This window comes from Cylindrospermopsis raciborskii Cr2010, assembly GCF_003367075.2.
Classification (GTDB): Bacteria; Cyanobacteriota; Cyanobacteriia; order Cyanobacteriales; family Nostocaceae; genus Raphidiopsis; species Raphidiopsis raciborskii.
Window position 1 is genome coordinate 2138317 of the sequence record NZ_CP065936.1, and the last position, 26406, is coordinate 2164722.

Annotated in this window: 24 protein-coding genes, 1 tRNA gene and 1 pseudogene; 11 read left to right on the top strand and 15 right to left on the bottom strand. The window is 39.7% G+C overall.

The window, feature by feature from the left end; genetic code table 11:
- Positions 1-4: 4 nt before the first annotated feature.
- Positions 5-1081, bottom strand: coding sequence for a magnesium-protoporphyrin IX monomethyl ester (oxidative) cyclase (acsF, locus tag C6N34_RS09660; protein ID WP_006276470.1), 1077 nt, complete (start codon positions 1079-1081; stop codon positions 5-7).
- Positions 1082-1232: 151 nt separating this feature from the next.
- On the opposite strand from acsF, the gene C6N34_RS09665 reads away from it, so the two are divergent.
- The 4 genes from C6N34_RS09665 (at position 1233) to C6N34_RS09680 (ending at position 4610) form a co-directional block, all read left to right on the top strand.
- Positions 1233-1994 carry a thioesterase II family protein gene (locus C6N34_RS09665; protein ID WP_115539269.1) on the top strand — a complete coding sequence of 254 codons (762 nt, stop codon included), beginning with the start codon at positions 1233-1235 and terminating at the stop codon, positions 1992-1994.
- 289 nt (positions 1995-2283) lie between these two features.
- Complete coding sequence (locus C6N34_RS09670) at positions 2284-2778, top strand: Hsp20/alpha crystallin family protein (protein WP_115539268.1); 495 nt, start codon at positions 2284-2286, stop codon at positions 2776-2778.
- A gap of 571 nt (positions 2779-3349) precedes the next feature.
- Positions 3350-3595, top strand: a complete 246-nt coding sequence (locus C6N34_RS09675; RefSeq protein WP_006276474.1) for a hypothetical protein — start codon at positions 3350-3352, stop codon at positions 3593-3595.
- Between the two features lie 10 nt (positions 3596-3605).
- The gene (locus C6N34_RS09680; protein ID WP_115539267.1) at positions 3606-4610 is read left to right on the top strand and encodes a hypothetical protein; all 1005 of its coding nucleotides are present in this window, start codon (positions 3606-3608) and stop codon (positions 4608-4610) included.
- Between the two features lie 35 nt (positions 4611-4645).
- Here C6N34_RS09680 and C6N34_RS09685 read toward each other — a convergent pair whose 3' ends face one another.
- From C6N34_RS09685 to C6N34_RS09695, 3 genes are all read right to left on the bottom strand, one after another.
- The gene (locus C6N34_RS09685) at positions 4646-6157 is read right to left on the bottom strand and encodes a UbiD family decarboxylase (RefSeq protein ID WP_115539266.1); all 1512 of its coding nucleotides are present in this window, start codon (positions 6155-6157) and stop codon (positions 4646-4648) included.
- A 125-nt stretch (positions 6158-6282) separates the two neighbouring features.
- On the bottom strand, positions 6283-7131 hold the full coding sequence (locus C6N34_RS09690) for a hypothetical protein (protein ID WP_115539265.1): 849 nt from the start codon (positions 7129-7131) through the stop codon (positions 6283-6285).
- A gap of 85 nt (positions 7132-7216) precedes the next feature.
- On the bottom strand, positions 7217-8344 hold the full coding sequence (locus C6N34_RS09695; protein ID WP_115539264.1) for an alkene reductase: 1128 nt from the start codon (positions 8342-8344) through the stop codon (positions 7217-7219).
- 222 nt (positions 8345-8566) lie between these two features.
- On the opposite strand from C6N34_RS09695, the gene C6N34_RS09700 reads away from it, so the two are divergent.
- Positions 8567-9295: a DUF1995 family protein gene (locus tag C6N34_RS09700; RefSeq protein WP_167379335.1), complete on the top strand. Its 729-nt coding sequence runs from the start codon at positions 8567-8569 to the stop codon at positions 9293-9295.
- Between the two features lie 14 nt (positions 9296-9309).
- Here the strand turns inward: C6N34_RS09700 and lnt are convergent, their stop codons facing one another.
- The 6 genes and pseudogenes from lnt to gyrA all read right to left on the bottom strand — a co-directional run bounded on the left by lnt (position 9310) and on the right by gyrA (position 15892).
- Positions 9310-10851 carry an apolipoprotein N-acyltransferase gene (gene lnt, locus C6N34_RS09705; RefSeq protein WP_147290761.1) on the bottom strand — a complete coding sequence of 514 codons (1542 nt, stop codon included), beginning with the start codon at positions 10849-10851 and terminating at the stop codon, positions 9310-9312.
- Between the two features lie 64 nt (positions 10852-10915).
- Positions 10916-11035: pseudogene (locus C6N34_RS17240) on the bottom strand (DNA gyrase C-terminal beta-propeller domain-containing protein); the annotation flags it as partial.
- Between the two features lie 19 nt (positions 11036-11054).
- The gene (locus C6N34_RS09710; protein WP_236106982.1) at positions 11055-12239 is read right to left on the bottom strand and encodes a restriction endonuclease; all 1185 of its coding nucleotides are present in this window, start codon (positions 12237-12239) and stop codon (positions 11055-11057) included.
- Positions 12163-13056, bottom strand: coding sequence for an adenine-specific DNA-methyltransferase (gene yhdJ, locus C6N34_RS09715; RefSeq protein ID WP_115539260.1), 894 nt, complete (start codon positions 13054-13056; stop codon positions 12163-12165). Before yhdJ ends, C6N34_RS09710 begins: the two co-directional genes overlap by 77 nt.
- Before the next feature lie 30 nt (positions 13057-13086).
- Positions 13087-13308 carry a hypothetical protein gene (locus tag C6N34_RS09720; protein ID WP_236106984.1) on the bottom strand — a complete coding sequence of 74 codons (222 nt, stop codon included), beginning with the start codon at positions 13306-13308 and terminating at the stop codon, positions 13087-13089.
- Positions 13289-15892: a DNA gyrase subunit A gene (gene gyrA, locus C6N34_RS09725; protein WP_115539259.1), complete on the bottom strand. Its 2604-nt coding sequence runs from the start codon at positions 15890-15892 to the stop codon at positions 13289-13291. Before gyrA ends, C6N34_RS09720 begins: the two co-directional genes overlap by 20 nt.
- Positions 15893-16389: 497 nt before the next feature.
- Between gyrA and C6N34_RS09730 the strand changes: the two genes are divergently transcribed.
- On the top strand, positions 16390-17298 hold the full coding sequence (locus tag C6N34_RS09730) for a histone deacetylase family protein (RefSeq protein WP_115539258.1): 909 nt from the start codon (positions 16390-16392) through the stop codon (positions 17296-17298).
- Positions 17299-17533: 235 nt separating this feature from the next.
- Positions 17534-17701, top strand: a complete 168-nt coding sequence (locus C6N34_RS09735) for a hypothetical protein (protein WP_181884053.1) — start codon at positions 17534-17536, stop codon at positions 17699-17701.
- Here the strand turns inward: C6N34_RS09735 and C6N34_RS09740 are convergent.
- The 4 genes from C6N34_RS09740 to C6N34_RS09760 all read right to left on the bottom strand — a co-directional run bounded on the left by C6N34_RS09740 (position 17680) and on the right by C6N34_RS09760 (position 20834).
- On the bottom strand, positions 17680-18051 hold the full coding sequence (locus C6N34_RS09740) for a transposase (protein WP_236106992.1): 372 nt from the start codon (positions 18049-18051) through the stop codon (positions 17680-17682). The two genes, C6N34_RS09735 and C6N34_RS09740, sit on opposite strands and share 22 nt — an antisense overlap.
- A 334-nt stretch (positions 18052-18385) precedes the next feature.
- Positions 18386-20044, bottom strand: coding sequence for an IS1634 family transposase (locus C6N34_RS09750; RefSeq protein ID WP_115539016.1), 1659 nt, complete (start codon positions 20042-20044; stop codon positions 18386-18388).
- Between the two features lie 161 nt (positions 20045-20205).
- Positions 20206-20388, bottom strand: coding sequence for a transposase (locus C6N34_RS09755; RefSeq protein WP_236106993.1), 183 nt, complete (start codon positions 20386-20388; stop codon positions 20206-20208).
- A gap of 86 nt (positions 20389-20474) precedes the next feature.
- On the bottom strand, positions 20475-20834 hold the full coding sequence (locus C6N34_RS09760) for a helix-turn-helix domain-containing protein (RefSeq protein WP_006279024.1): 360 nt from the start codon (positions 20832-20834) through the stop codon (positions 20475-20477).
- Between the two features lie 192 nt (positions 20835-21026).
- Between C6N34_RS09760 and C6N34_RS09765 the strand changes: the two genes are divergently transcribed.
- The gene (locus C6N34_RS09765; RefSeq protein ID WP_115538070.1) at positions 21027-22382 is read left to right on the top strand and encodes a UDP-N-acetylmuramoyl-tripeptide--D-alanyl-D-alanine ligase; all 1356 of its coding nucleotides are present in this window, start codon (positions 21027-21029) and stop codon (positions 22380-22382) included.
- Between the two features lie 32 nt (positions 22383-22414).
- Positions 22415-23383, top strand: a complete 969-nt coding sequence (locus tag C6N34_RS09770; protein ID WP_406876467.1) for a cryptochrome/photolyase family protein — start codon at positions 22415-22417, stop codon at positions 23381-23383.
- Between the two features lie 121 nt (positions 23384-23504).
- Here C6N34_RS09770 and C6N34_RS09775 read toward each other — a convergent pair whose 3' ends face one another.
- A complete protein-coding gene (locus C6N34_RS09775) occupies positions 23505-25055 on the bottom strand; it encodes a SagB/ThcOx family dehydrogenase (protein ID WP_115538069.1) in 1551 nt (516 codons plus the stop codon).
- Positions 25056-25152: 97 nt separating this feature from the next.
- On the opposite strand from C6N34_RS09775, the gene C6N34_RS09780 reads away from it, so the two are divergent.
- Together C6N34_RS09780 and C6N34_RS09785 are read left to right on the top strand one after the other, a co-directional pair.
- Positions 25153-26250 (top strand): tocopherol cyclase family protein, encoded by a 1098-nt coding sequence (locus C6N34_RS09780; RefSeq protein ID WP_057179079.1) that lies wholly within the window; start codon positions 25153-25155, stop codon positions 26248-26250.
- Between the two features lie 53 nt (positions 26251-26303).
- Positions 26304-26377 (top strand) — tRNA-Arg (locus C6N34_RS09785).
- Positions 26378-26406: the final 29 nt, after the last annotated feature.

A 26406-nucleotide genomic window follows, 5' to 3' on the forward strand; every position in this document is an offset into this window, starting at 1 on the left:
CACCCTATTTGGGTTGACCTTGGGTTGCCAATACATCAATGGGCTTCATCAAGTACAGTTTGAGGAACTGCCATCCATGGGAAATGTAAATGGGTATCTTCTGCAAAAATTGTAGGAATTTGGGACTATTGCCATTGGAAATAGCTGTTAACCTTTCGTTATTCTTAATGCAAATATCCAGACGCTGATAAAACTCTGGACTTTCCACATCTAAAATTATGGGAAACACGCGACCAGCGGTTTCGTTAGTCTTCTTGATGACATGAATGTCGTACTCTCTAGCATCTAAACCAATGGCAGCATAAAAGTCTTTACGCTGAATATCATTGAGATACATGGTGGCAAATACAGACAACAAAAAGAAACGACTCCAAAGTTTACCTTGCCACCCCCGCAACATTTGTGGTTGGGCCTTCATGATAGCATCAAAGAAATCACCATGACGGTTTTCATCCTGACACCAGTTCTCAAAGAAACGGAAAATTGGATAAATTCTATCTTCAGGATGTTTTTCTAAATGACGATAAATGGTGATATACCGCCAGTAACCAATCTTTTCAGAGAGATAGGTGGCATAAAAGATAAATTTGGGTTTGAAGAAGGTATAACTGCGACTCTTGGTCAAAAATCCTAGATCTAGGGATAGATTAAAGTCCGACATAGCCTTATTCAGAAACCCGGCGTGACGAGCTTCATCCCGTGACATGAGATTAAAGCACTCTGCTAGAAGAGGGCTTTTATCTTTTAAGCGGCGACCTAGTTCTTTGTAGAGGAGGAACCCAGAAAACTCTGCTGTGCAGGAGCGTTCTAGAAATTCAATGAACAATTGGCGGGTTTGTCCGTCAATGTGGTCCCAGGACTGTTCAAATTCAGCATCTCGAACAAAGTGATGACGGTTATAGTCAACGCGAAACTCTTCTAAGATGGCTCGCAGCTCGTCCTCATTGACGGAGATATCCATCCGCGCCATTTCGTCAAAATCGGTTGTATAGAATCGGGGTGTTAATAGGGTTTCTTTCGCAGGAACTTTCACCCCGGGACGTATTTCTTCAAAGGTTGGTTTTTTTAGGGAATTTACCATCTTAATTTTCAATTAAGGATAATAATGACATTTGTATAACATCTACTCTATCAAAATCTAGTCCCAAAAAGGGCAAACAAACATTAAGAGTTGCAACAAATCTTGAAATTTCACCCAGTTTCTCGCTTAACCTCTGTGACTATTTTACGTTATGGTTTATTTAATCAAGTTTAATTCTAAAACGGATAGCTCTCAGCCCCATTCAGAGCCACAGTTACGTTTATTTTGTTTGCCCTATGCTGGTGCCCGTGCGAGCGTATTTTATCAATGGTCTAAAAATTTACCTTCTACTGTGGAAGTACGTGGTGTAGAATTACCTGGAAGAGGGAGAGTAAAATATCCTCCCTACAGAAAAATGGAACTTTTGGTCCGAGCAATAGCTGAGCATATTTTGCCATTGTTGGATAGGCCTTTTGCTATTTTTGGTCATAGCATGGGAGGATTAGTTGGTTTTGAATTGGCTCGGTTATTGCGCTCAGAATATGCTCTGGAATATAAAACCCTATTACATCTATTTATATCAGCTCGTAATGCACCCCAAAATCACAGTAGGGACGAGGGGATTTATCATCTACCTGATGGGGAGTTTTTGGAGAAAATTGCTAAGTATAATGGCACCCCTGACGAAATACTCAAGAACCCAGAAATGAGGGAATTATTTTTGCCTATTCTCCGGGCTGATTTTGAGGTTTTAGACACTTATATCTATAAAGTTGAACCACCTTTTGATTTTCCTATTACTGTATTTGGTGGTTCGGAGGATCCCATGGTAAATCATGATGATTTAGTCGGTTGGAAGGAACATACTAATAGGGAGTTTTCTTGCTATACCTTGCCAGGTAATCACTTTTTTATTCGCTCCCATCAAGAGCTGCTTCTACAATATATATCTCAAAAGTTATCCAACAACTGACATAGGATAGATTTTGGTCATTAAATTGGTGATAAAATAAGCAATCGGTTATCATGGAAGAATCATCAATCAGGTACGGCTATTTCGACTAGATAGCTATAAAACCGAACGTCTCTAATTTATTATTTTGTGTTACTGTTAGAGCAGGAAGCAAAAAGACCGTGTTTCACAAAGTTAGAGATACCAAGAATATCCAGAAATATGCCGGTTTTGCCATTTGTTAATTGTTGAATGTGAAGCTTGAGTTTCAGCATCCACAATCCAAATCGACATTGTATAGGAGATGGTTATGGCATTAGTTCGTTGGGATCCCATCCGTGATATTGAACGTTTAGAACCCTTCCGTGATCTGGAACGCTGGGATCCCTTCCGGGAAATTGAGACCCTACAACGACGAATGGGTCGTTTATTTGAAAGAATGTTACCCACTGATGGAGGTGAAAGAGCTGGGTTAAATTTTATCCCCGCAGCTGAACTGGAAGAAACGGAGGATGCTTTTAAACTAAAAGTGGAATTACCCGGATTGACAGCTAAGGACGTAACTGTGGAAGTAACACCCGAGGCGGTTTCTATTACTGGAGAAAGAAAATCAGAAACTACTACTGAAAGGGAGGGTTATACTCGTTCTGAGTTTCGCTACGGTAAGTTTCAGCGAGTGATTCCATTGCCTTCAACAGTGAAAAATCAGGAAGTTAAGGCTGAATATAAGGATGGTATTCTCCGGTTGAACTTGCCTAAAACAGAACCGGAAAAACAAAGAGCTGTCAAGGTTAATCTTGGTTAGTTCTTGAACAATTAACTATCAGAAGTCAGACAGTCATTAACTACTGACTTCTGGTAGCCCAGTGGCCCGATGGTTTTTAAAAACTTGGACATGGGGTCTGATAATAGCGATCGCAGCGGAGATACGATAGATATTGATGAGTCCAGTTAATAACCTAAGAACTATTAACTTTGTGCAAAGTTTTGTACTTGTAATACAGGTAATCAGATTACATAGAATGATAAGTGAAAAACCTGAAGTTCGAGATTGACAAAGATTCACTGTTTTTGCTCAAGTAGCTTAATATTAAAAGAGCAATATCAAAATAGGGTGTATTGACATTAGTTAAATATTGGATATTTTAGAGAGCTTATTTATACAGTCTAATCAATTTTATAGCCCTAGCCACTTGTAAGGGGGGGAGGCGAGCCAGAACCCTTACCCAGCAACCATAAACCCTGTCCTAATCCCCCCTGGATAAAGCTATATTTTAAGGATTTCAAAAAAACTTGTGGAAAAACAAACACTGAAATAACTTTGTTTGCTTGAATAGCTATATTAAGAGTACTGAACAATTCAACGTTTCTTATTTATGGCTACCAAAATTATCCAAGTGAGAGAATATACTGTCAGAGCCCATCAAAGACAGATTCATACCCGAATTTTTAACTTTGTCTGTAAGGAGTGTAATCAAACAACAAAACGGGAAACTTTTGGACCAAGACCTCTCTACTGTGAAACTTGTCGCCCTCCACAACCACCAAAAAAATCCCTTGGTAATTCCAAAAAAGCAAAACCCCGTGTTATGAATTATGAAAGCGATGTCACCCTAGAATGATTGCAGTAATATGACCTCTCCAGAACAATTAAAACCTCCCTCAGAAGCATTTATTAATCCATTGCTAGAATTACGAAACTACTATGCCAGTTTGGTACAGAAGTACCAGAAATTATTTATTGAAGCGCGATCGCAATTGGATCACGTGGAAGCTTTATTATCTTCATGGTCCTATTCTGAAGATCATGAACCTATTTCAGAGTTAGAAGAAGACCAAGTCGGTTCCCAGCTATTTTTAGCATCGAATCACCAATCCACTTTAGAGTCATTCACATCTAAGAGTCTGGAACATAAGAACTTAGACCTGGAGGAAAAGGAAGTATCTCCCGAAACCCTTGAGCCAATTACAGATGCAATAGACGCAACGGTTATTCCCCCTTCAGAGGAAACCCACAAGTCCTTTGAGAAAGGGGAGGAAGTTCCTATGATCGCTCAGTACAAATCTCTAAATAGAATGGAAGCTTTAAGACTTTTTTTCGATGAGCACGCTGGAACTGCTTGTCATATAGATTTCATTTTGCGATCGCTCTATGGCAATTTGGAACCTGCAGTTTTGAGAATTGTTAAGGGTAGACTCCAATCTTCTTTAACCCAGGGTAGGGAAAAGGGTGATTGGTATGCGGTTCCTAATGAACCTGGTTGTTACACTTTGGCACTAAATCTATTGGACTATAGCCGTCCTAGTTCATCTTCAGCAAGTCATGCCAAAAAGAAAAGGTCTGTTACCACAAGCACATCACCCAGCACCATCATACCGCTGCTGAAACAGTTTGAGGGTCAGTTTCTCGTTGATGCTATCAGTTTGTTCTTAGAACAACATCGAGGTCAGATCTTTACTGTAAATGAAGTGATCCAGGGAATTTATGGTAACCTTGACGATCAGCAAATTGCCCGGATCAAAAATAAGACTCTCAACGAATTATCCAGAGGTCATCGCACGGGTAGATTTTCTAGGGTTCCCAATCAAGTTGGTTTTTACACCTGGAATGCCAACCTACTTCCTAGGGATATTTAGAGCTTGCTGTAACAAGACACCTCCTGATCCAACACCTATTTAGAGATGTCATACCCAAATAGATTGGGGTTGACCTCTCCTAAATTTAATTTGGCTAACCCGTATTCTGCCCAGCGTCTATCTACTAAAGCAGCAATATTAGGATCAGATTCTAAAGCTTCTCCCCATTCGTGTTCAGTTTCTGGAGGAATTTTGGTAGTCGCGTCTATCCCCATTCTACCACCTAGTCCTAGTTTCTCACTGGCAAAGTCCAGAGTATCAAAGGGTGTATTGGGCAATATAAATACGTCCCTAGATGGATCAACTTTAGAACTAATTGCCCAAACCACTTGACGTGGATCCCGAATATTGATATTCTTATCCACAATAATCACAAACTTCGTGTATGTGAATTGGGGTAAGGCACTCCAAAATGCTAAAGCTGCTCTTCTCGCTTGTCCTGGGTAGGCCTTGTCTATGGAAATAATCGCCGCCTTATAACTCAAGGCCTCCATAGGGAGGAAGAAATCAACTATTTCCGACACCTGTTGCCTTAAAATGGGCGTGTAAATGCGATTCAGGGCGATGGCCATCATGGCCTCCTCTTTGGGCGGACGACCGCTAAAAGTGGTCAAATAAATCGGTTCCCGACGGTGCGTCATGCACCCAAACCTAATTAAGGGGGAATCCTCCACACCACCATAATACCCCATGTGATCACCAAAGGGTCCATCAGGTAACACCTCCCCAGGAGTGATAGTACCCTCTAACACAAATTCAGAATCCGCAGGTACTTCCAGATCCACTGTCTTACACTTGGCTAATGGCACTCCAGAACCCCCGTATAACCCTGCAAACAACCACTCCGATAAGTCCACAGGAATAGGAGTAGCTGCTGCCATAATTATTAGGGGATCCACACCTAGGGCAATAGCTACTTCCAACTTTTTGCCTCGTTCAGCAGCTTTACGTAAGTGTCTAGCTCCACCCCGAACTGATAACCAGTGTACGGTCATGGTCTGGGCGGACTGTAGTTGTAAACGATACACACCTACATTAGGAGTACCGGTGACACAATCCTTAGTAATTACCAATCCCAAAGTAATAATCTTACCGGCATCTCCGGGATAAGGACGTATCAAAGGTAACTTATTTAAATTTAAATCTTCACCTTCCACAACCACTTGTTGACAAGGGGGGAAAAAATCCCTTCCTGGTTTGGCCTTAAGAACATCAAACAGCACCTTACCAAAATCTATAGCTTGGGAAAGATTTTTAGGAGGTTTAGGTTGTTGAAGCATGCTTAACTTTTTCCCCAAAGTTTCCAATTCCTCTGGGTGTTGCATATTCATAGCCCAGCAAATTCGCTCCACAGTGCCCATCAAATTTACTGCTACGGGGAAAGAAGCACCCTTGACATTTTCAAATAATAGACCTGGTCCTCCTTTTTGCAGCATGCGGTTAGCAATTTCTGCGATCTCCATATCTGGGTTAACCAATGCGGAAATCCGCTTTAATTGTCCTCTTTCTTCCAGAATTTTTATAAATCCCCGTAAATCTCGCGCCATATTCCCAACAGTTAAGAAATGTAAATTATTCTTAATATTATAGCTTTAGCCAGAACGCTATAGACAGGGTTGATGAGTAAAAGTGGGGTGACCACAAGTCCCCCGATAAATCGGGGGTTGTTGGATTATTGAATATGGCAGTATTCCTGAGTAGGAGTAACGGAAACCACTTCCACTTCGACGGGGTTTTCCGCTGTTGGGTTAATAATAAACTCGCTAGGACCCACATGTGGTTTTTGAGGATTACCCCAATCGTATGTATAACCTAGACCCGACCAAGGATAATATTCCTTTTTAGCATTGGTGTAGGAATTGGTATAGATTGCCTTGATTACAGGACTATTATCAGGTACTGGTAGGGGTAAAAGATGACAACTGGTATCGTTAATTTCCTGATCAATACATGGTCGAATTAAATCTTCTGCTTTCACCCACATTTCCACAAAATGAGTTTTACTGGAATACTTATTTAAAACCAGTCCCAAATACTGTTGTAGTCTGAGAGAAAGCTCAATATTGTCTGGGATAGGTGGTTCTGTGGCTTGATATTTCTGACAAAACTCCTTCACCTGAGGTACTGCTGTAAACCAGGTTTGATACGTCAGTTGTTTTTTAGCTCCTACTGGCCAATCCACAGCGGGATTAGCTACATATCTCCAACTAGACATGAGATATTCGATTTTACCATTATTCTCCCTCCATTTAATTGGAGGATTATTGGGGGATAGGGCCCACAGATCACTAACCACTTCCTCCGCGAGGGGTTGTTTTGCGTCTTCAATCGCACCATCTAATTGTTTTTTCAAGAGATTATAAGTTTCTGGTTGGTATTGCAGGAGATATTCATAAACATTAGTGGGCGTTGCAGTTTGAGCCAATACTCCTGGTTGCCATCCGAAAACTAACAAAGCAAAGAGAATTAAACCCGTCAAAAATACTTGTTGCCAATTTTTCCTATTGAACTGTTTTTTCATAAGTGAGCGATTAGATCAATTCCATCTACAGATTGTATATTTAACCTTGAGACTGACACCAATAGTGTCTTTATTTTTTTAACATTTACATATCTTTCTGCAGTGAAAATACTGGGTAATCAGTATAACCTTTTTCTCCGCCTCCATAAAAAGTTGCTCGTTCGTAGGGAGTTAGGGGGTGGTTTTCTCTCAAACGTTCAACTAAATCAGGATTAGAAATATAGAACCTGCCAAAAGCTACTGCATCAGTTTTATGCTCCGCAATTGCCAATAGAGCTTCTGCACGATTATACCCGCCCGACGATATTAGCTTTGTACCTAGGGAACCAGCTTGGATAATTGGACCAAATAGAACAGCGGTGCTGGGCGCACTTTCATCGGTTTTATCACTACCACCAGCACTGGTAGAACGTGGTTCAATCAAATGAATATAAGCAAGACCCACATTGCAAATCCCTTCAACAACATAGCGGAAAAGATTTACAGGATCGCTGTCCTTCATATCGTTGAAAGTGCCATAGGGAGATAGACGGACCCCCACCCTACCCTTACCCCAGATTTTGACACATCTTTCAATCACCTGAAAAAGTAATCTAGCTCTATTTTCCACCGACCCACCATACATATCCACGCGTTGATTACTGCCATCTTGGAGGAACTGATCAAGTAAGTAACCATTAGCACCATGAATTTCCACACCATCAAAACCTGCTTGTTGAGCGTGCTGAGCAGCAAGCTCATATTGATTCAAAAGATGGGCAATTTGAGTGGCACTGAGAGAGCGAGGTGTTTCAAAAGGAACTTGCTTACCACTACTAGTTAAAGTATTACCTTGGGGAGTAATAGAGGAAGGTGCCCAGGGAGCTTGACCATCGGGTTGGAAAGAAGAGTGGGAAATTCTGCCCACATGCCATAATTGGAGGAAGATTCTTCCCCCCCTTTCATGAACAGCTTGTGTTACCAGCGACCAGCCATTAATCTGTTCAGGACTGTGGATTCCAGGAGTAGCAGGGTATCCTTGACCTTCGGGGATGATCTGAGTTGCTTCGCTGATTATCAGACCTGCACTAGCTCGTTGTTGATAGTAGGTTGCATTTAGTGCAGTGGGGATGTTACCTGGTTGGTGACTGCGCATCCTGGTTAGCGGAGCCATAATTATCCGATTAGGGATATTTAGTTCACCCAGGGTGAGGGAATCGAAAAGACTGGTCATAATTGCTGCTTAAAAGATTAACTTGTTTCTCAATACCTTACAAAGTCCTGAAACCGCTTTCAACCCAATAAAATCCTAAGGATATCAATAGGGTTTCAGACATATTTGGCAAAATTGGCAATAGTATTCCTGCTAGACTAGTATATAATCTATATAATCAACCAGCACAATAAATGTTTCTGGATCTTCATCCTGGAGTTATACTAGAAGATCATGGCTACCTTGACTGAACTACCCAAAACCCTAGAAGAAGCAATTGCCCAATCCCGTGCAGCGGTAAGATCGGCTTTGTCTGATGGTAAAACGCGAATACAGGTAGAGTTGCTTTTCCCAGAACTGCAATTTATGCCAGTCGCTGAACAATTTCTCCCCCTATTTACCGAATATGAATCTCGTCTCAAGGTGTTTTTTGCTGATGCGGGTGCTGCTGCTTTAGCTCGTCGAGATTGGGGTGATATACCCTTCAAAATTATGGATATCGGTACGGGAAGAGCTGCTTCTTCAGAATCAAAAATTCAACCAGAGGATGAAATTTTCTTGTTTATAGCTCCCACATCAGTGGAAGTAGCTCAATTGGAAAAACTCTGTCAAATTATCGGTGAACGTCCTTTTGTGATGTTAAATCCTCGGTTGGAAGACTCTAGTGTGGTGGGTATTGGTTATGCTGCACGGGAAACCCGCAGGCGTTTTATTAGTACCATTGAATCTTGCTATTATCTACGTCCTATTGATGAACAAAGCGCCCTCATGCGTTCCTATCCTGGAAACTGGGAAATATGGTTGGAAACCGATGGTGAGTACCAGAAAATTGCTGAACTACCTCAAAAACCTTCTGGAGATGAGATAGACTCAATTTTAATCAAGGGACAACCAGAAACCGGGATCACAGCAAGCAAAAAGCCTACTGTGTTTAAAAGCTTACAAAGATTCATTAAGGCTTTAAGTAGTTAGTACGCAAAGCTTAATTATAACATTCGGACTAACGAATTATATACAAGTCCCAGCGATGCTAACACTAGCAGTAACGGCATAATCCAGTCACCAAATCGCACATACAAGGTTTGGGTTTGAAGTGGATAAATAGTTTCTGCATGAGTTTCATAAACATTATATCCCGACTTCCATAAGGTTTTACCATGGGGATCCACAAAAGCTGAGTAACCTGTGTTGGTAGACCTAACTGCCCACCTATCTGTTTCAATTGCTCTCATTACATCCTGGGCATGGTGTTGATCCGCCATTGCTGCTGTGTAATGAGCATCATTGGATGAACTTAAAATAAATTCTCCCCCATTCTTAGCTTGGTATCTAAATATTTCTGTAAAAGCAGATTCATAACAAATACCAACAATTGCTCTACCTAATGGAGTATCAAAAACTTGTTGTTTAGCGCCGTGTATTTGGTGTTCATCCAGAGGTGATAGTCTTTTAACTAAATTGCCAAAAATCTCGGCAAAAGGCACAAATTCACCCAGGGGAACTAGTTTAGATTTATCATATCTGCTGGTAATTTGTCCCTGACTATTGATATTAAATAAACTATTGGTGTAGCTCGTTCCAGTTCTGCCAAAACCCCCTATCCAGACCACCACTCCTTTTTGTTTAACTGCATCCAACAGGGGTGTATTAGGCAAGTTCTTATCGTATAATGGCAAAGCACCTTCAGGGGTTAATACTCCGTCTACTCCTTGATTTGCTAGGTTGATATAACCATTAGTATAACCTGTAATTGCTTTGGTAAATCCTTGGGGAAGCAATTTGATTTCATTGGGGATGTTACCTTGAATAATCCCTATTTTTAAACCCGAATTTTGACGATTATTCAGTGGTTGAGAATATGGCTGGAAATATAGGATTGATCCTAAAATATGGGAGACAATTAATAAAATAACTGCTGAAATAGAATATCTATTAATCAACCCTATCACTACTTTATTAAACCTAGTGACTCCATTCCATTGTTTGCCTGTACTGATTAATTCTCTTTTTTTCTGATTTTGCCATATCCATGCTTCACCTATTAGTCCATTAACAGCTACAATTACTGCTGTAATGGTATTAGGACCAGAAAGTTGCCCCAAATGCAAAAGTGCTAGATTGTACGGGGACTGTGTGTAAGATAAAGAACTCCACCATAGGGAACCTGTACTCCACCAACTTTCTAATCCGCACCACAAAGCTGTACCGATTAAAACTCGTAACCAGGGTTTTTGGCGATTTAACCTAACCATCAAAAATGCCCATAGTCCGACTAATAATGCTCCCCACAAGGTAATGAATGACCAACAAAAGATGGTAATTAATAAACTTGGCCACCAGGGAACATTTAACCAATTCATGGGGTGAATACCTGTAATCCATGATAAAGCTATTCCATGATAGGCGATCGCCCACCAGCAAGCTGAGGGGAGGGATTTTCGAGTATATTTTACCACGATTACCCATAATGGAGCCAGGGCGATCCAGGCTAGAAACCAAGCATTGACAGGAGCAACGGTGACTCCCATCAAAATGCCACTACTTAAAGGTACTATATAGAAAAGTATAGGTTTTAACTTTTCTTGTATTTGTTTACTCGGACTCTTCACCATCTCCAGCATCGGGGGGAACCACTGCTACTCCAGTAATTGCGTCATCTTCATCTAGTTTTTGCACTCTCACACCCGTAGCTGTGCGGGACTGGATGGAAACGCATTGATTGACCTACAAGTTATTTTAGGACATCCTCAGTCTCCATATTGAACTCAATGTGACTTTGTAAAACTATTTCCTCAATCACTAAATTTCCTTTGTCTTGTTGCAAGACCAAATTAAATCGACGTATTAGTTCCGGAATATTTATAACTTCTTCTATGGATTCCATATATCTCTTGACAATAGCTTTAACACTATATTTTGCGACGGCTTGCTGCTGAATCTTATATAAGATTTCCTTTGATGTTTGTTCAGTTTTAACAACAAATGTTATGGGGTATCTTTGTACTTTATCAATGTCTAAAAAGTACTTTCCAACATCAACAGTTTCTGTTATTTGAAAAAATCTTCCAAGAGGTTTCATTACAAAATCTATACCTCCATCATTTGCATTTGTGCGACCTGTTTTATACAAAATTAGGTATTCAGCATTTATATTATCATATGACCATCCCCAGTAAATTTTTTGATCACCATAGTATTGCTTTAAAATCGCATAACTGACAATTTCAAAAATTCTTGCATCGATATTTGGCTTCAATAAGCTTTGGATGAATTCCAAATATTCAGCTTGGGTTTGAAGTTGCATATTGATCATTCGTTTACAATACATAATGAAGTCAGTAAATGAATTTACCCGTGCATGTACATAAGCATCAATTATATCTTTTACGGACTGAGCAATATTTATCTGATTCCCATTAACTAAAATTTTAATAAGATTTTCGTTAATCCAATATCTGCTGGTTTTAGTATCCCTTATTATAGGCACATAGGGTATTGTCGGAAAGTATTTCTTGAATTCTTGATTCAGGCGATGATTTAAAGCGTGATTTTGAAGTTTATTACCAAATGGTAGTTCTCTTTGTCTGCGAAAAAGGTTCACAAACTGGGCACCTTGATAATCTTCATACCCCCCATTAATATGAAATTTATGATTGAGATAGTCTTCGACTAAAACATAAACTGCATAATGATTTGCCAATCCTGCTCGCGATTTTGAACCTCGATTAGCAGCTTGTGTTTTAATGTTTAGATATTGTAATAACTCACTAGAACTCAAAACTATAATCCCCTGATCTGGAAAGTGGTAGTTCAGAATTTCAACAATTTTTTCGGTGAATTCATGCTGTCGTGTCAGCATCAAAGAGACCTCTCTGGATAACATTTGTTTTGTGTCTTTTTTGATTCTTACTAACATAATTCTTCGATGGGGGTAATAGTTTTTCTCCCTTATATTCTTTCCATCCAAGAATTCTCCTTAACCCAATCTTAAGATATTCTTCCTGAGATTCTATACTAATGGAATTTCTTCCTAACCTTTTGGCTACACAAGCAGAAGTGAAAGTTCCCGCAAATGGGTCAAGAACAATATTGGACGCATCACTACTGGCAAGAATAATCCTTTCTAACAAAGACTCAGGTTTTTGTGATGGATGATTTTCGTATTCTTCCATCCGATATCTCACTCGGGGAAAATACCATACATTGCCTGGCACTTTCTCACTATTATATTGTCTAGGAACGGTTTTTCTATAGTCAATTAATTTTCGTTTTGCACCAGTTTTCGCCTCTATCTTAATATCATCTGAATTGAAAATATAATTACCTTTATCCTTAACACAATAAAGGATTGGCTCATACATTGAGCCAAAGTATTTTGTTGCTTGAACTCCGGAACTGTCGTAATGCCATACTATCCTACTGAGAATGGTCATAGTTTTTCTCAGGTAAAGATCAAAATATGGCATGGCCTGAGTGCTTGCCATAACATACATACTTCCATTAGGTTTTAATACACGTATACACTCTTTAAGTATATTGTACACCCATGTCGCATATTTATCTTCAGATTCCCACTTGTCATAAAAATTTGAAAAACGTTTTCCTATATTATAGGGGGGATCAACAAAAATAAGGTCCACAGACTGAGAAGCAACCTGATTCGACAACGTGCTTAAAGCATCACCATGAAATAAAATGTGACCACCATGCTCGTAACGTTCAATGTTCATCATGTCAATAATATTCTTTCTTGCTGAACTACTTCACTGATGATAGGCGATCGCCCACCAGCAAGCTGAGGGGAGGGATTTTCGAGTATATTTTACCACGATTACCCATAATGGAGCCAGGGCGATCCAGGCTAGAAACCAAGCATTGACAGGAGCAACAGTGACTCCCATCAAAATGCCACTACTTAAAGGTACTATATAGAAAAGTATAGGTTTTAACTTTTCTTGTATTTGTTTACTCGGACTCTTCACCATCTCCAGCATCGGGGGGAACCACTGCTACTCCAGTAATTGCGTCATCTTCATCTAGTTTTTGCACTCTCACACCCGTAGCTGTGCGGGACTGGATGGAAATGGCATTGATTGACTGACGGATGATTATACCACGATTAGTAGCCATCATGATTTCTTCATCAGGGTTAACTATACGCAAAGTTGCTAGTTGGTCTTTGGTTTTGCGGTTTTTGAATTTCGTCGCTGTAAGTCCCTGACCTGCTCGGTTCTGAAGTCTAAATTGTCCCACTGGCACTCGCTTACCATAACCTCCTATAGTGATAATTAGTACCCATGGACCTGAGATATTAGCTGGCTCACCAGTAGCTATCTCAATATTAGAGGTTTCTTCAATATTTTCGCTGAGTTCCTCAACTTCCGTGAGTTCTTCTTCCATTTCTGTATCTGTATTCAAGGTGTTAAGAATTGCAGCAGGCAATATGTCCATACCAATCAATTCATCTCCCGTTTTCAGTTTCATGGACTTAACTCCACGGGTAGCCCTACCTAGGGGACGCATTTGATCATTATCACAGCGGAAGTGAATGGCCATTCCCTGTCTTGAACCAATCATGACACTATCTTCCGGTTTAGCTCGTCTTACCCATCGTAGTTGATCTCCCTCTTCTAGGGATATAGCTATTAATCCATTAGCGCGAATATGGCTGAATGCTTCCAAGGCGGTTTTTTTGATGTTACCCCCCTTAGTCAGCATAACTAAATATTCTTCACTGCTAAATTCGCTTACAGATACAATTGAGGTAATTTTCTCTTCCTTGGGTATGGGTAACATCTGAACAATGGGTGTACCCCTGCTAGTGCGTGAACCCTCTGGTACTTGATAGGCTTTAAGACTATACACCACACCCCTATCACTAAAAAATAAAACACTGTCATGATCACAGCAAGTTAGGAAATGCTCAATAGTATCATCATCCTTAACTTTAGCTCCTGCTTTACCTCTGGTAGCTCGATTTTGCGCTTCAAAGGTGCTGACTGGCATCCGCTTGATGTAGCCTTGCTGCGTCAGCAGAATTAAAACCTTTTCATTGGCGATTAAATCAATATCATCTATTTCCCCTTCTGCATGGGTAATAGTTGTGCGTCTTGGTGTGGCAAACTGGGTCTTAATTTGCCCAGCTTCAGTCTCGATAATTTCTAGTACCCTTTCCCGTCTGTCTAAAATATCCCGTAGGTCAGTAATTTGCAACTGCAATTCTTCGTGTTCCAAGCGAATTTTATCTGCTTCTAAAGCTGTTAATCTTCGTAACTGCATCTGTAGTATCGCATCTGCTTGAACCTCTGATAGACCATAGCTATTAATTAATTCTCCTTTGGCAGTGGGGGCATCTGGAGCACTTCTAATTAGATTAATAATTGAATCTAAATGAGCAAGCGCAATTAATAAACCCTGTAATAAATGGTCTCTTTCCTCAGCCTTTCTGAGTTGGTAACGAGTACGTCTATTAATTGTTTCTATGCGAAAATCCAGAAAGACCGTGAGAAAATTCTTGAGAGTTAGTATTTGAGGTTCTCCATTTACCAAAGCCAACATATTGGCACCAAAATTGGTTTGTAACGGAGTTTGTTTATAAAGGTTATTTAATACTACACGAGGATAGGAATCGCGTTTTAGTTCAATAACAATGCGCATACCATCGCGATCGCTCTCATCTCGAATGTCCGCAATTCCGTCAATTTTCTTATCATTAACCAACTCAGCGATTTTTTCAATTAATGCTGCTTTATTAGTTTGGTACGGTAATTCAGTAATAATGATTGCTTCTCTTTCCGGTCGGTTACGTTGCTGAATGGTTTCAATTGTAGCCACACCCCGCATGGTAATTGATCCTCTACCGGTGGTGTAAGCCTCCTTAATGGCTGATGTTCCTAGAATTTGCGCCCCTGTGGGAAAATCGGGACCGTGAACATACTGCATTAACTGAGTATCTGTTATTTCCGGATTATGAATCAGTGCTACCAATCCATCTATCAGTTCTCCCAAATTATGGGGAGGAATATTAGTCGCCATTCCCACAGCAATTCCCGAGGAACCATTGAGTAGTAACTGGGGAATTCGGGAAGGTAAAACCGTTGGTTCTTGTTGGGAACCATCGAAGTTATCAATAAAATCAACAGTTTCCGACTCAATATCTTGTAACAGAGAGGAACTGGTTAAAGCTTGAAGACGACATTCCGTATATCGCATCGCTGCTGGTGGATCATTGTCAATCGATCCAAAGTTCCCATGACCATTAATCAGAGGCGATCGCATGGAAAAATCTTGTGCCATTCGCACCAGAGCATCATATACAGCGGTGTCACCATGGGGGTGATATTTACCCAGTACTTCCCCCACCACACGAGCGCATTTTCTGAAGGGGCGATCATGTAATAAACCTAGTTCGTGCATAGCATAGAGGATGCGGCGGTGTACAGGTTTAAGACCATCCCTAGCATCTGGTAGCGCCCGACCGACAATGACGCTCATAGCGTATTCTAGGTAAGATTGTGACATCTCTTGTCGTAAATCGGTCGGGATAATCCTCTCCTGTGAGGTTGTCATAGACTTTAAAACTCCAAAAATCCTAGATTTTAACCTGGTTAGTTGACAAAATGCAAAATTACTTCCAACTAATTTTGAAAAGTTGTCATGTTTCAGCTATAATTCTAACACATTGTTGCTAAAACTTGTGGTCAAAATGGCTCAACCCAGATATTATATCACTAAACATCATCAAAGGGTAATAATAAACGATAGGGAATAGTTAAGAGCGAACATGGCATAAGAATAGGTGTAGCCCATGGGTCGGAAAAACCCTATATTTACTTTTCGTTAATTTTAACCGTATAATTTCGGAATGTAGAGTTTATTAAGAGTTTATAATTAGAATGTTGTTCTATAGGAAATTGAGTTTTAATGCCAGGAAAAGTCCCAGTTAAACAAACAGTTCTCCTGGCTAGTATAGAGTTGGGAGGGTGAATACACTACATTTCACCAAAAAACATGCTATGTAAGTTAATCTTAAATGATAGAACCTGAGTATTTTTCTTTCCCCATCCATGTTACCAGTCATCTATTCTCCGGAATTTTTAGACCATCAAACTGGGAGCTATCACCCAGAAAGACCAGAAAGGTTAACAGCAATTGTCCAGTCTTTGAAAACGGCAGAATTTGCTCAGAAAATCCGGTGGTTATCTCCCACCCCGGTTAATCCCCAGTTAATGTCTTGGATAGAAATGGCCCATAGTCCGAATTATATTCATAAACTGGCACAGATAGCTGGTCGAGGAGGCTATTTGGATGGAGATACTCCCATCTCTCCCCGTAGTTATGATATAGCTTTATTAGCCGTCAGTGCCTGGTTAGATGGGATAAATCAGGTATTGATTGAGAAAAATCCCGCTTTTGTGTTGGCACGTCCACCTGGACACCACGCCGAAAGTAGTATGGGTATGGGATTCTGTTTATTGTCTAATGCTGCTATTTCTGCCCTATATGCTTTAAAACAACCAGGAATTAATCGAGTTGCCATTTTAGACTGGGATGTACATCATGGCAATGGTACCCAATCCATAGTGGAGGGCTATCGAGAAATTGCCTATTGTTCCCTACATCAGTATCCTGCTTATCCAGGAACAGGGAAAGCTACGGAAACTGGCTTCCATCAAAATGTTTTAAATTTACCCTTGGCACCCGGTAGTGATATTAATGATTATCAACCCCTATGGAAATCTCAAATCCTACCGTTTTTAAAAAGTTTTAACCCCGATATATTAATTATTAGTGCTGGTTATGACGCAGTAGAAAATGATCCCCTGGCCAGTATCCGGTTGCAACCGGAAGATTTTGGCTTATTTACTCAGTATTGCCTAAGCGTTACCCGAAAAATTCTCTTTGGTTTAGAAGGTGGTTATGATTTGGAATCCTTGTCTAAATCAGTTAATGCTACCATTGCTGCTTGTCTATGATTTACTATATCGATTGTAATTCTAATAGATGGATATAAATGTAGTCCATGACTTCAAAAATGGGGAACTTTTGGCAAAAAAGATAAATTTCTTCACAAAAGAGGTAATTAGCTAAAGTTTTGTTAAGATATGATTACTGGGAAACTTAATTAGCAAAATCTGGCTACCAGAGTGTGAATCCGTAAATAGCACTACATGGCAAAAGTAATCCCATAATGTTTCTGAAGGTTAACCCATGACCACCTATATTTTCTTCGACAGGGCCCTATATATGTTAACTAATGCCTATTTACTTTCGGTAATTGCTTTAATTCTGCTTTCTAGTATAGGTTTGGCACTGATTGAAACCATCGAGAAAACAGCAGAACATTACAGCAGTTTTCATGTAAATAAACCACAATGATTGAACCAATTAAGCGCATCCTCTGCTGTAATATAATTTACTGCACTTGTCATGGCCTCATTTAGGGCTTCTAATGTTCGTGCCTCCCGACTACGGAGAAATTGCTTTAATTTTGACCAACACAATTCTATCGGAGATAAGTCTGGAGAATAGGGGGGTAAAAACTTAACTTTTGCACCGACTGATTCAATTGACAATCTCACGCGCTCGGCATAATGAACCTTTAAATTATCCATAACAACAATAGCCCCTTTCCATAATTGAGGTACTAAAACCTGATTTACATAAGTGAGAAATACTTCTGTATTTGTGCTTCCCTCTACAGTCATTGCTGCCAGAATTCCATCCATATTTAACCCACATTCCGCACCCTCAACTATCGGGGAGGGAAATTACTGAGATAAAAATCAAAGTTAGCATAAAAATAAACATAGAGAGTGAAAAAAGCATTCGAGAAACAGTAAATCAGCAAAAATGTCATCAAAATCTATTCTCAATAAGCAGCAATAAGAATTCACATTACCCAGAGAGGTGAACAAATAAATAAAATTAAGATATTCAAGGTAAAATCATAAAATAGACTAATTTTTCCAGGGTAAAAACAAGATTATAGACATAGCAAAATGGAGCTGTAAATCAAATAGCTCATTTAAACATGATAAATTAAATTGATAGAGACAATAATTAAGTTACTAATCGATAGTAACGTAAACAATCATTTGGCAAAAGATTCAAGATAAAATCTCTATCTTTAGTCCAATTAGAGACTTGTTTTTCATTGTTATATTCAACTAAATGAATACCCTGAAAGCATTGAAAAATCCAGCGTAAAGTAGGGCGGTTAGTTAGTTTACCTAATTGGTCTTTAATTGTTGATTTAGACTCTCTGAGTGCGGCTCTAATTTCACGTTGAGCCAAAGTATAAACCAGTAAACATAAACCCATAATCATCCCCATTGACTCTATTCTTTTAGGACTTTTGAGGAAAATACTGTCTGCAAAAAATAATGGGTCTTTGAGAAAACGAAACCCTCTTTCACAACACTGCTGGGCTTTATATTCACTGAGCATGGAATCATTGCTCAGTTCCTTTGAATCCAAAACATTAGTAGCAATAATAAAACGTCCCGCACTCAGGGATTCTCTATTAATTTTACGTTCATCTTCCGAGACTTTTGCTAATATTTGATAGGATGTTTCTCCTGAACTATCTTTTTTATTAGATTTGACTTGAGTAACTGTACTCTCGTTAATTTTATGATATTTGAACTGTTTTGATAATTTTGATAATGCCTTGATAGCATCTGCTTCACAAGCAAATTCTTCTTGTGATAATTTTCTCAAATCTTGCACGGCTTTTGATTCTGATTTGATAATTTTTTGGGTGAGCTTACGCAAGTCTGATTCTCTCCTCTCTTGACTTTGCACTACTAACCATCTTTGTTCTATTCCGGCATAATTTTCTATTTTTGATGCTAGTTTATATCCTGGTATTGTACTATCAATAAATTCTGATTCTGGTATTGTTAAGATTAATGATTTTGCCGCTTTTATACTTACTGGTACTCGACACAGCCAAGATAATTCTGACATCATTTTCAGGTTTGATTCTGTATATAAAGCCGAATCAGCCACCATAAGACTATTAACTTCTAATTGTTTTTGATATTCTACTGCTATTTGACCAAAACATGATGAATCTACTTGGTTGCCCGATGCTAGTTTTAAAAATATTGGCATGTCTCCATCTCCCGAACATATCATTTCTATAATGAATTGTTTTAAGTCTGGACGATGGTCACGAGAATAACCATAACTAATAGTTATTTCTTTTGGTAATTTCGCTGTCATTTCCTCTAATTCTTGGTTATCTCCTATTTTTTGACTCTCAAATATTACTTCTTGTAAGCTAGTGTTATACTTCCCATGTACGTGCATTGATGATGAGTCTAGATGTGATGTTGATAGTGATACTCCAAATTTTTGGGCAGCTTTTACTGCGATGATAAAAAAGATTGTACTCAATCCTTTTTCAAACATCTTATCCATGACTCTCCCCAGTTTATCATCGTTGAGATATTCTGGTTTTACTCCTGCTCCTATTAGATGTTCACAGGCTATTGTTTCAAAATATTCAGGAAACATATATAACGGTTTTGAGACAAATCCTAACCCGTTTATTATCATGGCTTTTACTACTTGACCTGCATTTACTTTTTCGTCTTTTTCGACTCCTATCAATTCATTTATTATTTCCACTATTCCGATTGAATCTATTATTCCTGCTACTATCCCTAGATGGTCTATATTCTGAATTTCTATTTCTTCACTTTTTAATTTCACAACAGTTTCCTCTACTATTTCTGTTGCAATCAATTATTTCTTATTTGGTTATCAATTCTCTTTTTTGTTACCAAACTTTACTTTCTCACACCATGTCTCTATTAATGCTATTTATTCTCATTAAGCCCTTTAATCCCTGAATTAATTTTAGTTATTATGTACTACATTAGGATCCTCTTTGATCTGTCACAGCTTAGGGTGCGGAATGTGGGATTTAAAGCCCCAATCAGAGAAATATTTTTGCCCTTGTTTCCTGGTACGCTACCAATTGCTCTTTGTCCATCTTGGCTTCTGGCAAACAACCTTGACATCCCTAAATTTATCCCCGATTCATCTAAAAACACTAAATTTCTAATATCAACTGTATCTACCCAACGACGATAATCATGCCTTAATTCTTGAACACGTGGAGTCTCCTGTTCACTGGCATTTAGACTTTTTTTTTATGACGTAGACCCAACTTTTCTAAGGCTCGATGCATGGTTGTGATACTAACACTAGTGCCCGTCGTTTCTCTCAGGCGATCGCACAATTCTGAAAGTAGTAAATCATTTTTCTCATCCAGCCAAGACTTGATCATGTTTAAATATTGGCCTGCAATTACAGGCTTTTCATATCCTCCACATTGCTTTGGCTCAACTTGCCCAGTTTCACGATAACGACGTACTAAATTTCTCACAAATGATAAGCTGACCTTGAATCTTTCTGCCAACTGGCGTTGAGATCCCTCTTGAGCAACCCATGCTACAATCACGCGATTACGCAAATCTATTGAATAAGGTTTTGGCATATAATTTGACAGTACTTCTACTCTATTTTAGTTTATTACCCTTATTATAGCTTATCTTATTTTGTAGTTTAACTACATGAAAATTGCTGTAAATTTAGCTCAATACTAAATCCCAGCTAGATATATTGGGAAAGTGGATACATGATATTGTATGATCAACGCAATTAACTGCTGGTTATACCCCTAGTCCCTATGACTGTTACGGCCACTTTGTCCCAATTAGCTGCTGTTCTCTCAGCTTCTCTCGTAAATATACCTTCATCCAGCCTTTCTCAAATTATTGTGGGTATTCAAACAGATACCAGGGTGTTGCAACCGGGTGAAGTTTTTCTAGCCCTAGGAGGTGAAAAATTTGATGGACACCAGTTTGTCGAAATGGCGATCGCCCGAGGTGCTGTTGCTGCTATTGTAGATTATACTTACAATTATCATAATTTACCTGTAATAAAAGTATCAAATACTTTAAATGCATACCAGGAACTGGCTAAATGGTGGAGAGGTCAGTTTGGGATTCCTGTAATTGGAGTGACTGGGTCAGTGGGGAAAACCACAACCAAGGAGTTAATTGCAGCGGTATTGGGGACAAGAGGAAAAGTTCACAAAACCCATGGAAATTTCAATAATGAAATTGGTGTTCCTAAAACCTTGTTGGAATTATCTCAGGGGGATGATTTTGCTGTGATAGAAATGGCTATGCGAGGGAGAGGGCAAATTGCAGAACTAACCCATATCGCTAAACCGAATATAGGTGTAATTACTAATGTGGGAACAGCACATATTGAATTACTAGGTTCGGAACAGGCGATCGCTGAAGCTAAATGTGAGCTATTGGAGGAAATGTCTAATGATAGTGTGGCGGTTCTTAACTATGATAATCCCCTATTAATGGCTACTGCTAAGCAGGTGTGGTCGGGTGAAGTAATTACTTATGGATTTTCTGGAGGAGATATTCAAGGGAAGTTAGTGGATTATCAAAAGATAGAGGTAGGGGGAATGACTTTACCCCTACCCCTAGCTGGAGTTCATAATGGGAGTAATTTTTTAGCAGCACTAGCAGTGGCTAAAGTATTAGGTGTGGATTGGAAACTGTTAGAAGCTGGAATAAACGTGACTATGCCACAAGGGCGATCGCAAAGTTGGAAGTTGCCCAGGGACATTATGATTTTAGATGAAACCTATAATGCTGCACCAGAAGCAATGTTAGCAGCTTTAGAGCTATTGGCACAGACTCCTGGAAGGAGAAAAATTGCTGTTTTGGGTGCTATGAAGGAATTGGGGGAAAGATCTACTAAACTGCATCAACAAGTGGGGGAAACAGTGAAAAAATTGAACCTGGATGGTCTATTAGTTTTAGTTGATAGTCCAGATGCAGAAACAATTGCTACTAGTGCTCAGGGGATACCCTGCGAACGTTGTCATAACCATAGTGATTTGGTTTCCCTGTTAAAAACCTACGTACAACCAGGCGATCGCTTATTATTTAAAGCTGCTCATTCCGTTGGATTAGAAAAAGTTGTTCAGCAATTCTGCGGGGAGATAAATTCTTAATAATGGACAAATTTATGAAAGCAGGTTGAAAAATGACCATTGGAATTTGGATTTTAGGAGATCAACTCAGTTTTCACCACCCAGCTTTACAAGAGTTGACCATGGAACGTGACCAGATCTCGATTATTCTCATCGAATCCATGGCCTATGCCCAGAAACGTCCCTACCACCGTCAAAAACTGGTGTTGGTATGGTCAGCAATGCGCCATTTTGCCCGGGAACTGGGCCAGCAGGGATGGCAAGTTACCTATGAGATAGCTCCCGAGTTCTTCAGTGCCCTGACTAACTGGCAACAAACCCATAGTATTACCGAACTATGGATCATGGAACCGGGCGATCGCCCCTTCATCCAATTTATCAATCAGCTCAACCTAACCTGTTCTATCCACTGGTTACCCAATAACCTATTCTTATGGAAAGAGTCAGAATTTACCCACTGGGCCCAGGGACGCAAGCGATTACTTTTGGAAGACTTTTACCGGGAGGGACGCAAGCGGTTTAATGTATTAATGGAAGAGGGTAAACCCGTTAGTGGGCAGTGGAACTTAGATAAACAGAATCGCAAACCACCAAAGAAGGGTCTCGCATCTCCCCCTGCTCTTTGGTTCCCTCCTGACCCTACCACCCAAGCGGTAATTACCCATGTGCGTAACCACTTTCCCCATGGTTATGGAGAGGTGGACACTTTTAGATGGGCAGTGACCCGATCCCAGGCCCGCAAGGTTTTATCCCACTTTCTGGAAACCCGCTTACCGAATTTTGGTCCTTACCAAGATGCTATGGTGACGGGTGAAGACACTCTATGGCATGCCCTCCTATCCCCCTATCTGAACCTGGGTTTACTGCACCCTATGGAAGTAATTCAAGCTGTCCAAGAAGAATACAACAGACACCAGCTAAATCTCAATAGTGTGGAGGGGTTCGTCCGGCAAATTTTGGGGTGGCGTGAGTACATGCGCGGAGTATATATCTACCAAAGCCACTTTATTGGGATTTTTTAGCCCGTCACCGACAAAAACTCCAGTCCCAAGGGCGACTAAATTTAATCCTATCCCAGTTAGATCGAATTCCTCCTGAAGAATTAGCCATGATGCAAAACCAGTCTGATGCGTACAGATTAAATCATCTTGGTCTTCCTAATGTAGTAATATAGACAACTGCCTCATCAATAGGAATACCTAAAATATCATTAACCTGATTATCAAAAAAACCACCAACACCACTAACACCTAAATTAAGATGAATTGCTGCCAAATTTAGTCTTTGTCCTAGGTGACCTGCATCAAGATGTAAATAACGGTAAACCCGGTCTCCATACTTATCCACTGCCTTTTTTAAATCAGCAGTATGAAATATGACAGCTGCTGCATCTCTACCCAATTCCTGTCCTAAACAGAGAAAGTGTAGCTCACTGCGAAAATTTTTGAAGCGAATTTGCCTTAATTCTTGAGCCTTTGGTGCATAATAATAGCAACCAGGTTCTAATCCGTCGACTCCAGAAACAGCGATAAATGTTTCAATTAAATTTAAATCGAAATAATCTGGATGACTATCCAAATTTTGGTCAAGATAATTTTGTGGTTGATAGGTAAAATCTAAGAGAAGTTTTAGTTCATCGAATTTTAGCTTTTCGCCACTGTAAGATCGGGTAGAACGTCTTTTATACATGGTTTCAGCTAGATCTCCCAAATTTTTACCCCAATTAATTGATGGACTGTGTGTGGAAAATTTATCACAAAAGGAAAAATTATATTTATCATCTAAATTGTTACCATTATTTTGATAATTGCTGATGGTAGTTTTACCTTCTGGGTTCTCAGGTTGGAAATCTGACTTAATCTGAGTATGTAAATGCAAATAATTTAATATTTCTCCGTCGGGAATGGGAGGATAATTCTTGATAGTCAAAGATGGAAGAGCGGTTTTCTGTGAAGAAAATTTTTTTGACTCCTTTAATAAATCTACTAGTCCTATGACCACTGTTGCTGCTTCTTGGTGGGAATCAACATACAATAAATTATTAACCGCTTCATCTACAAAACCCCCTATTAAATAGGGTCTATAATTCGTCATTGCCCCCGCCAATTCAATGTTACCTAAAAGATGTCCTGTATCCAAAAAAATACGCCGATAAGCCCTATCCTGGTAACGCCATGCGGAACGATAAAAAACAGCTGTAGTGATTATTGCTAGTTGGCTATTTTCTAAACTAGGATGGCAAAAACAAGCAGCTTGCAAATTCTCCCAAACATCGCTGTCCCAAAATTGTTTTAGGGAATGTGTCCGACATTGATAGTTATAAAGTCCTGCGGGTAGTAAGGGTAATCCACGGGAAACGACATATAATTCTGCAGGATACAATCCTCCCGCACTTGGTGCGGAACGTAGGTATACTGTACTACCCATAGAAGGGATTTTTGCTGTTAGCCCATAACTACAAAATAACAATTCTGACAGTCTCCACCACCATTGCTGTGAAGAATTGTTGCTAAAATCCTCCAGTTTCTTGTTCAGATAGTACTTTAATTCAAAGTCGGATCCTATTTTGTACTCTTTGAAGGGGACTGGTTGTTTATTCCAATCTAAATATTGGCTTTTTTGTCGTAAGCTCTCCGGATCATATTTTGTCTGTTCGTGGTAGTATTCGGCAATAGATGGTTGTATTTGTGTCATTGTTGTTGGTTATCCCTAGAAAATTCCGAATCCTAGTTTTTTATCCTCCTACTGTGTGAATTATAGAGCAATTTTAGCGCCAATTTTATCGAAGATCATGCTCAATATAAGCAACCTATTGTTATTCAAAACCCAAACACCCCACAGCGGTTACCACTGGGATGGTACAAGTAGAAGATTTTTTGAAGGGTGGTATAATCGTGTGACACTCCCAGAAATTGGTCAAACATTTGCTTTCATGTATTCCATTGAAGACCCAATATCCAATCAACCTCATAGTGGGGGAGCTGCTCAAGTTCTGGGTCCAGATGATAGCTATTTATTGCGCACGTTTCCCGATATAAAAGCGTTTTGGGCTAGTCGAGATGTTTTAGCTTTAGGACATTGGGGAAAAACTGACCTACAGATTACACCCCAATATCTTACCCCCCATAAATTTACAACCCATATTCAACAGGGTTATCAAGCTACAGCTACTCTCAATCAAGGCATAATCACCGATCCTGGAACCGGTAATTACTGTCGCTGGCAGTATGAAATCAAACCTATTTATGGTTGGGGTCAGCCTAATTACCCCCAACAGTCTACAGCGGGATGGTTATCTTTTTTACAAATCTTTGAACCAGGGTGGCAGATCTTAATGGCTCATGGTTTGGCTAGTGGTTATATAGACTGGAATGGTAAGATATACCAATTCACAAATGCACCAGCTTATGGAGAGAAAAACTGGGGGGGAGCTTTCCCTCAGAAATGGTTTTGGATCAATTGTAACTGTTTTGACTACGAAACGGATTTAGCTTTGACTGCTGGTGGGGGAAAGCGTGGTGTATTATGCTGGATGGAATCGGTAGGAATGATTGGCATTCATTATCAAGGACATTTTTATGAGTTTGTCCCCTGGAATTCCCAGGTCACGTGGCAAATTGAACCTTGGGGTAGTTGGCAAATGCAAGCTAGAAACTATAAGTATGAAGTGACAGTGACCGGAACAACTGACCTACCGGGTACATTGCTGCGGGCTCCTACTAATCAAGGCTTAGCTATCTGTTGTCGGGATACCATGCAAGGAAAAGTGAGTCTGGAATTGCGTCGTTTACATCAAAACCACTCCACAGTTATTGTCAAAGCCAGTAGTGATGTTTGTGGTTTGGAAGTGGGCGGTGATAGTTGGGAAAATAGTTGGCAATTTCAATAAAACTAGGTTATAATTTGTGGGGAGTTTATTGGGGAGTAATTTTTTACTTCTTTGGGGTTGTAGCTCAGTTGGATAGAGCGGTCGCCTCCTAAGCGACAGGTCGTGCGTTCAAGTCGCACCAGTCCCGTTTACCTTATATTCCCCCAAATTCCCCAT

Coding starts and splice junctions, on each gene's coding strand:
- C6N34_RS09685 (WP_115539266.1), bottom strand. CDS start 6,157: ATGGCGCGAGATTTACGGGGATTTATAAAAATTCTGGAAGAAAGAGGA.
- C6N34_RS09720 (WP_236106984.1), bottom strand. CDS start 13,308: ATGGTGAAGAGTCCGAGTAAACAAATACAAGAAAAGTTAAAACCTATA.
- yhdJ (WP_115539260.1), bottom strand. CDS start 13,056: ATGATGAACATTGAACGTTACGAGCATGGTGGTCACATTTTATTTCAT.
- C6N34_RS09775 (WP_115538069.1), bottom strand. CDS start 25,055: ATGACACAAATACAACCATCTATTGCCGAATACTACCACGAACAGACA.
- gyrA (WP_115539259.1), bottom strand. CDS start 15,892: ATGACAACCTCACAGGAGAGGATTATCCCGACCGATTTACGACAAGAG.
- C6N34_RS09710 (WP_236106982.1), bottom strand. CDS start 12,239: ATGTTAGTAAGAATCAAAAAAGACACAAAACAAATGTTATCCAGAGAG.
- C6N34_RS09690 (WP_115539265.1), bottom strand. CDS start 7,131: ATGAAAAAACAGTTCAATAGGAAAAATTGGCAACAAGTATTTTTGACG.
- C6N34_RS09735 (WP_181884053.1), top strand. CDS start 17,534: ATGACCACCTATATTTTCTTCGACAGGGCCCTATATATGTTAACTAAT.
- C6N34_RS09670 (WP_115539268.1), top strand. CDS start 2,284: ATGGCATTAGTTCGTTGGGATCCCATCCGTGATATTGAACGTTTAGAA.
- C6N34_RS09695 (WP_115539264.1), bottom strand. CDS start 8,344: ATGACCAGTCTTTTCGATTCCCTCACCCTGGGTGAACTAAATATCCCT.
- C6N34_RS09675 (WP_006276474.1), top strand. CDS start 3,350: ATGGCTACCAAAATTATCCAAGTGAGAGAATATACTGTCAGAGCCCAT.
- C6N34_RS09770 (WP_406876467.1), top strand. CDS start 22,415: ATGACCATTGGAATTTGGATTTTAGGAGATCAACTCAGTTTTCACCAC.
- C6N34_RS09740 (WP_236106992.1), bottom strand. CDS start 18,051: ATGGATGGAATTCTGGCAGCAATGACTGTAGAGGGAAGCACAAATACA.
- C6N34_RS09765 (WP_115538070.1), top strand. CDS start 21,027: ATGACTGTTACGGCCACTTTGTCCCAATTAGCTGCTGTTCTCTCAGCT.
- C6N34_RS09760 (WP_006279024.1), bottom strand. CDS start 20,834: ATGCCAAAACCTTATTCAATAGATTTGCGTAATCGCGTGATTGTAGCA.
- lnt (WP_147290761.1), bottom strand. CDS start 10,851: ATGGGAGTCACCGTTGCTCCTGTCAATGCTTGGTTTCTAGCCTGGATC.
- C6N34_RS09665 (WP_115539269.1), top strand. CDS start 1,233: ATGGTTTATTTAATCAAGTTTAATTCTAAAACGGATAGCTCTCAGCCC.
- acsF (WP_006276470.1), bottom strand. CDS start 1,081: ATGGTAAATTCCCTAAAAAAACCAACCTTTGAAGAAATACGTCCCGGG.
- C6N34_RS09680 (WP_115539267.1), top strand. CDS start 3,606: ATGACCTCTCCAGAACAATTAAAACCTCCCTCAGAAGCATTTATTAAT.
- C6N34_RS09730 (WP_115539258.1), top strand. CDS start 16,390: ATGTTACCAGTCATCTATTCTCCGGAATTTTTAGACCATCAAACTGGG.
- C6N34_RS09780 (WP_057179079.1), top strand. CDS start 25,153: ATGCTCAATATAAGCAACCTATTGTTATTCAAAACCCAAACACCCCAC.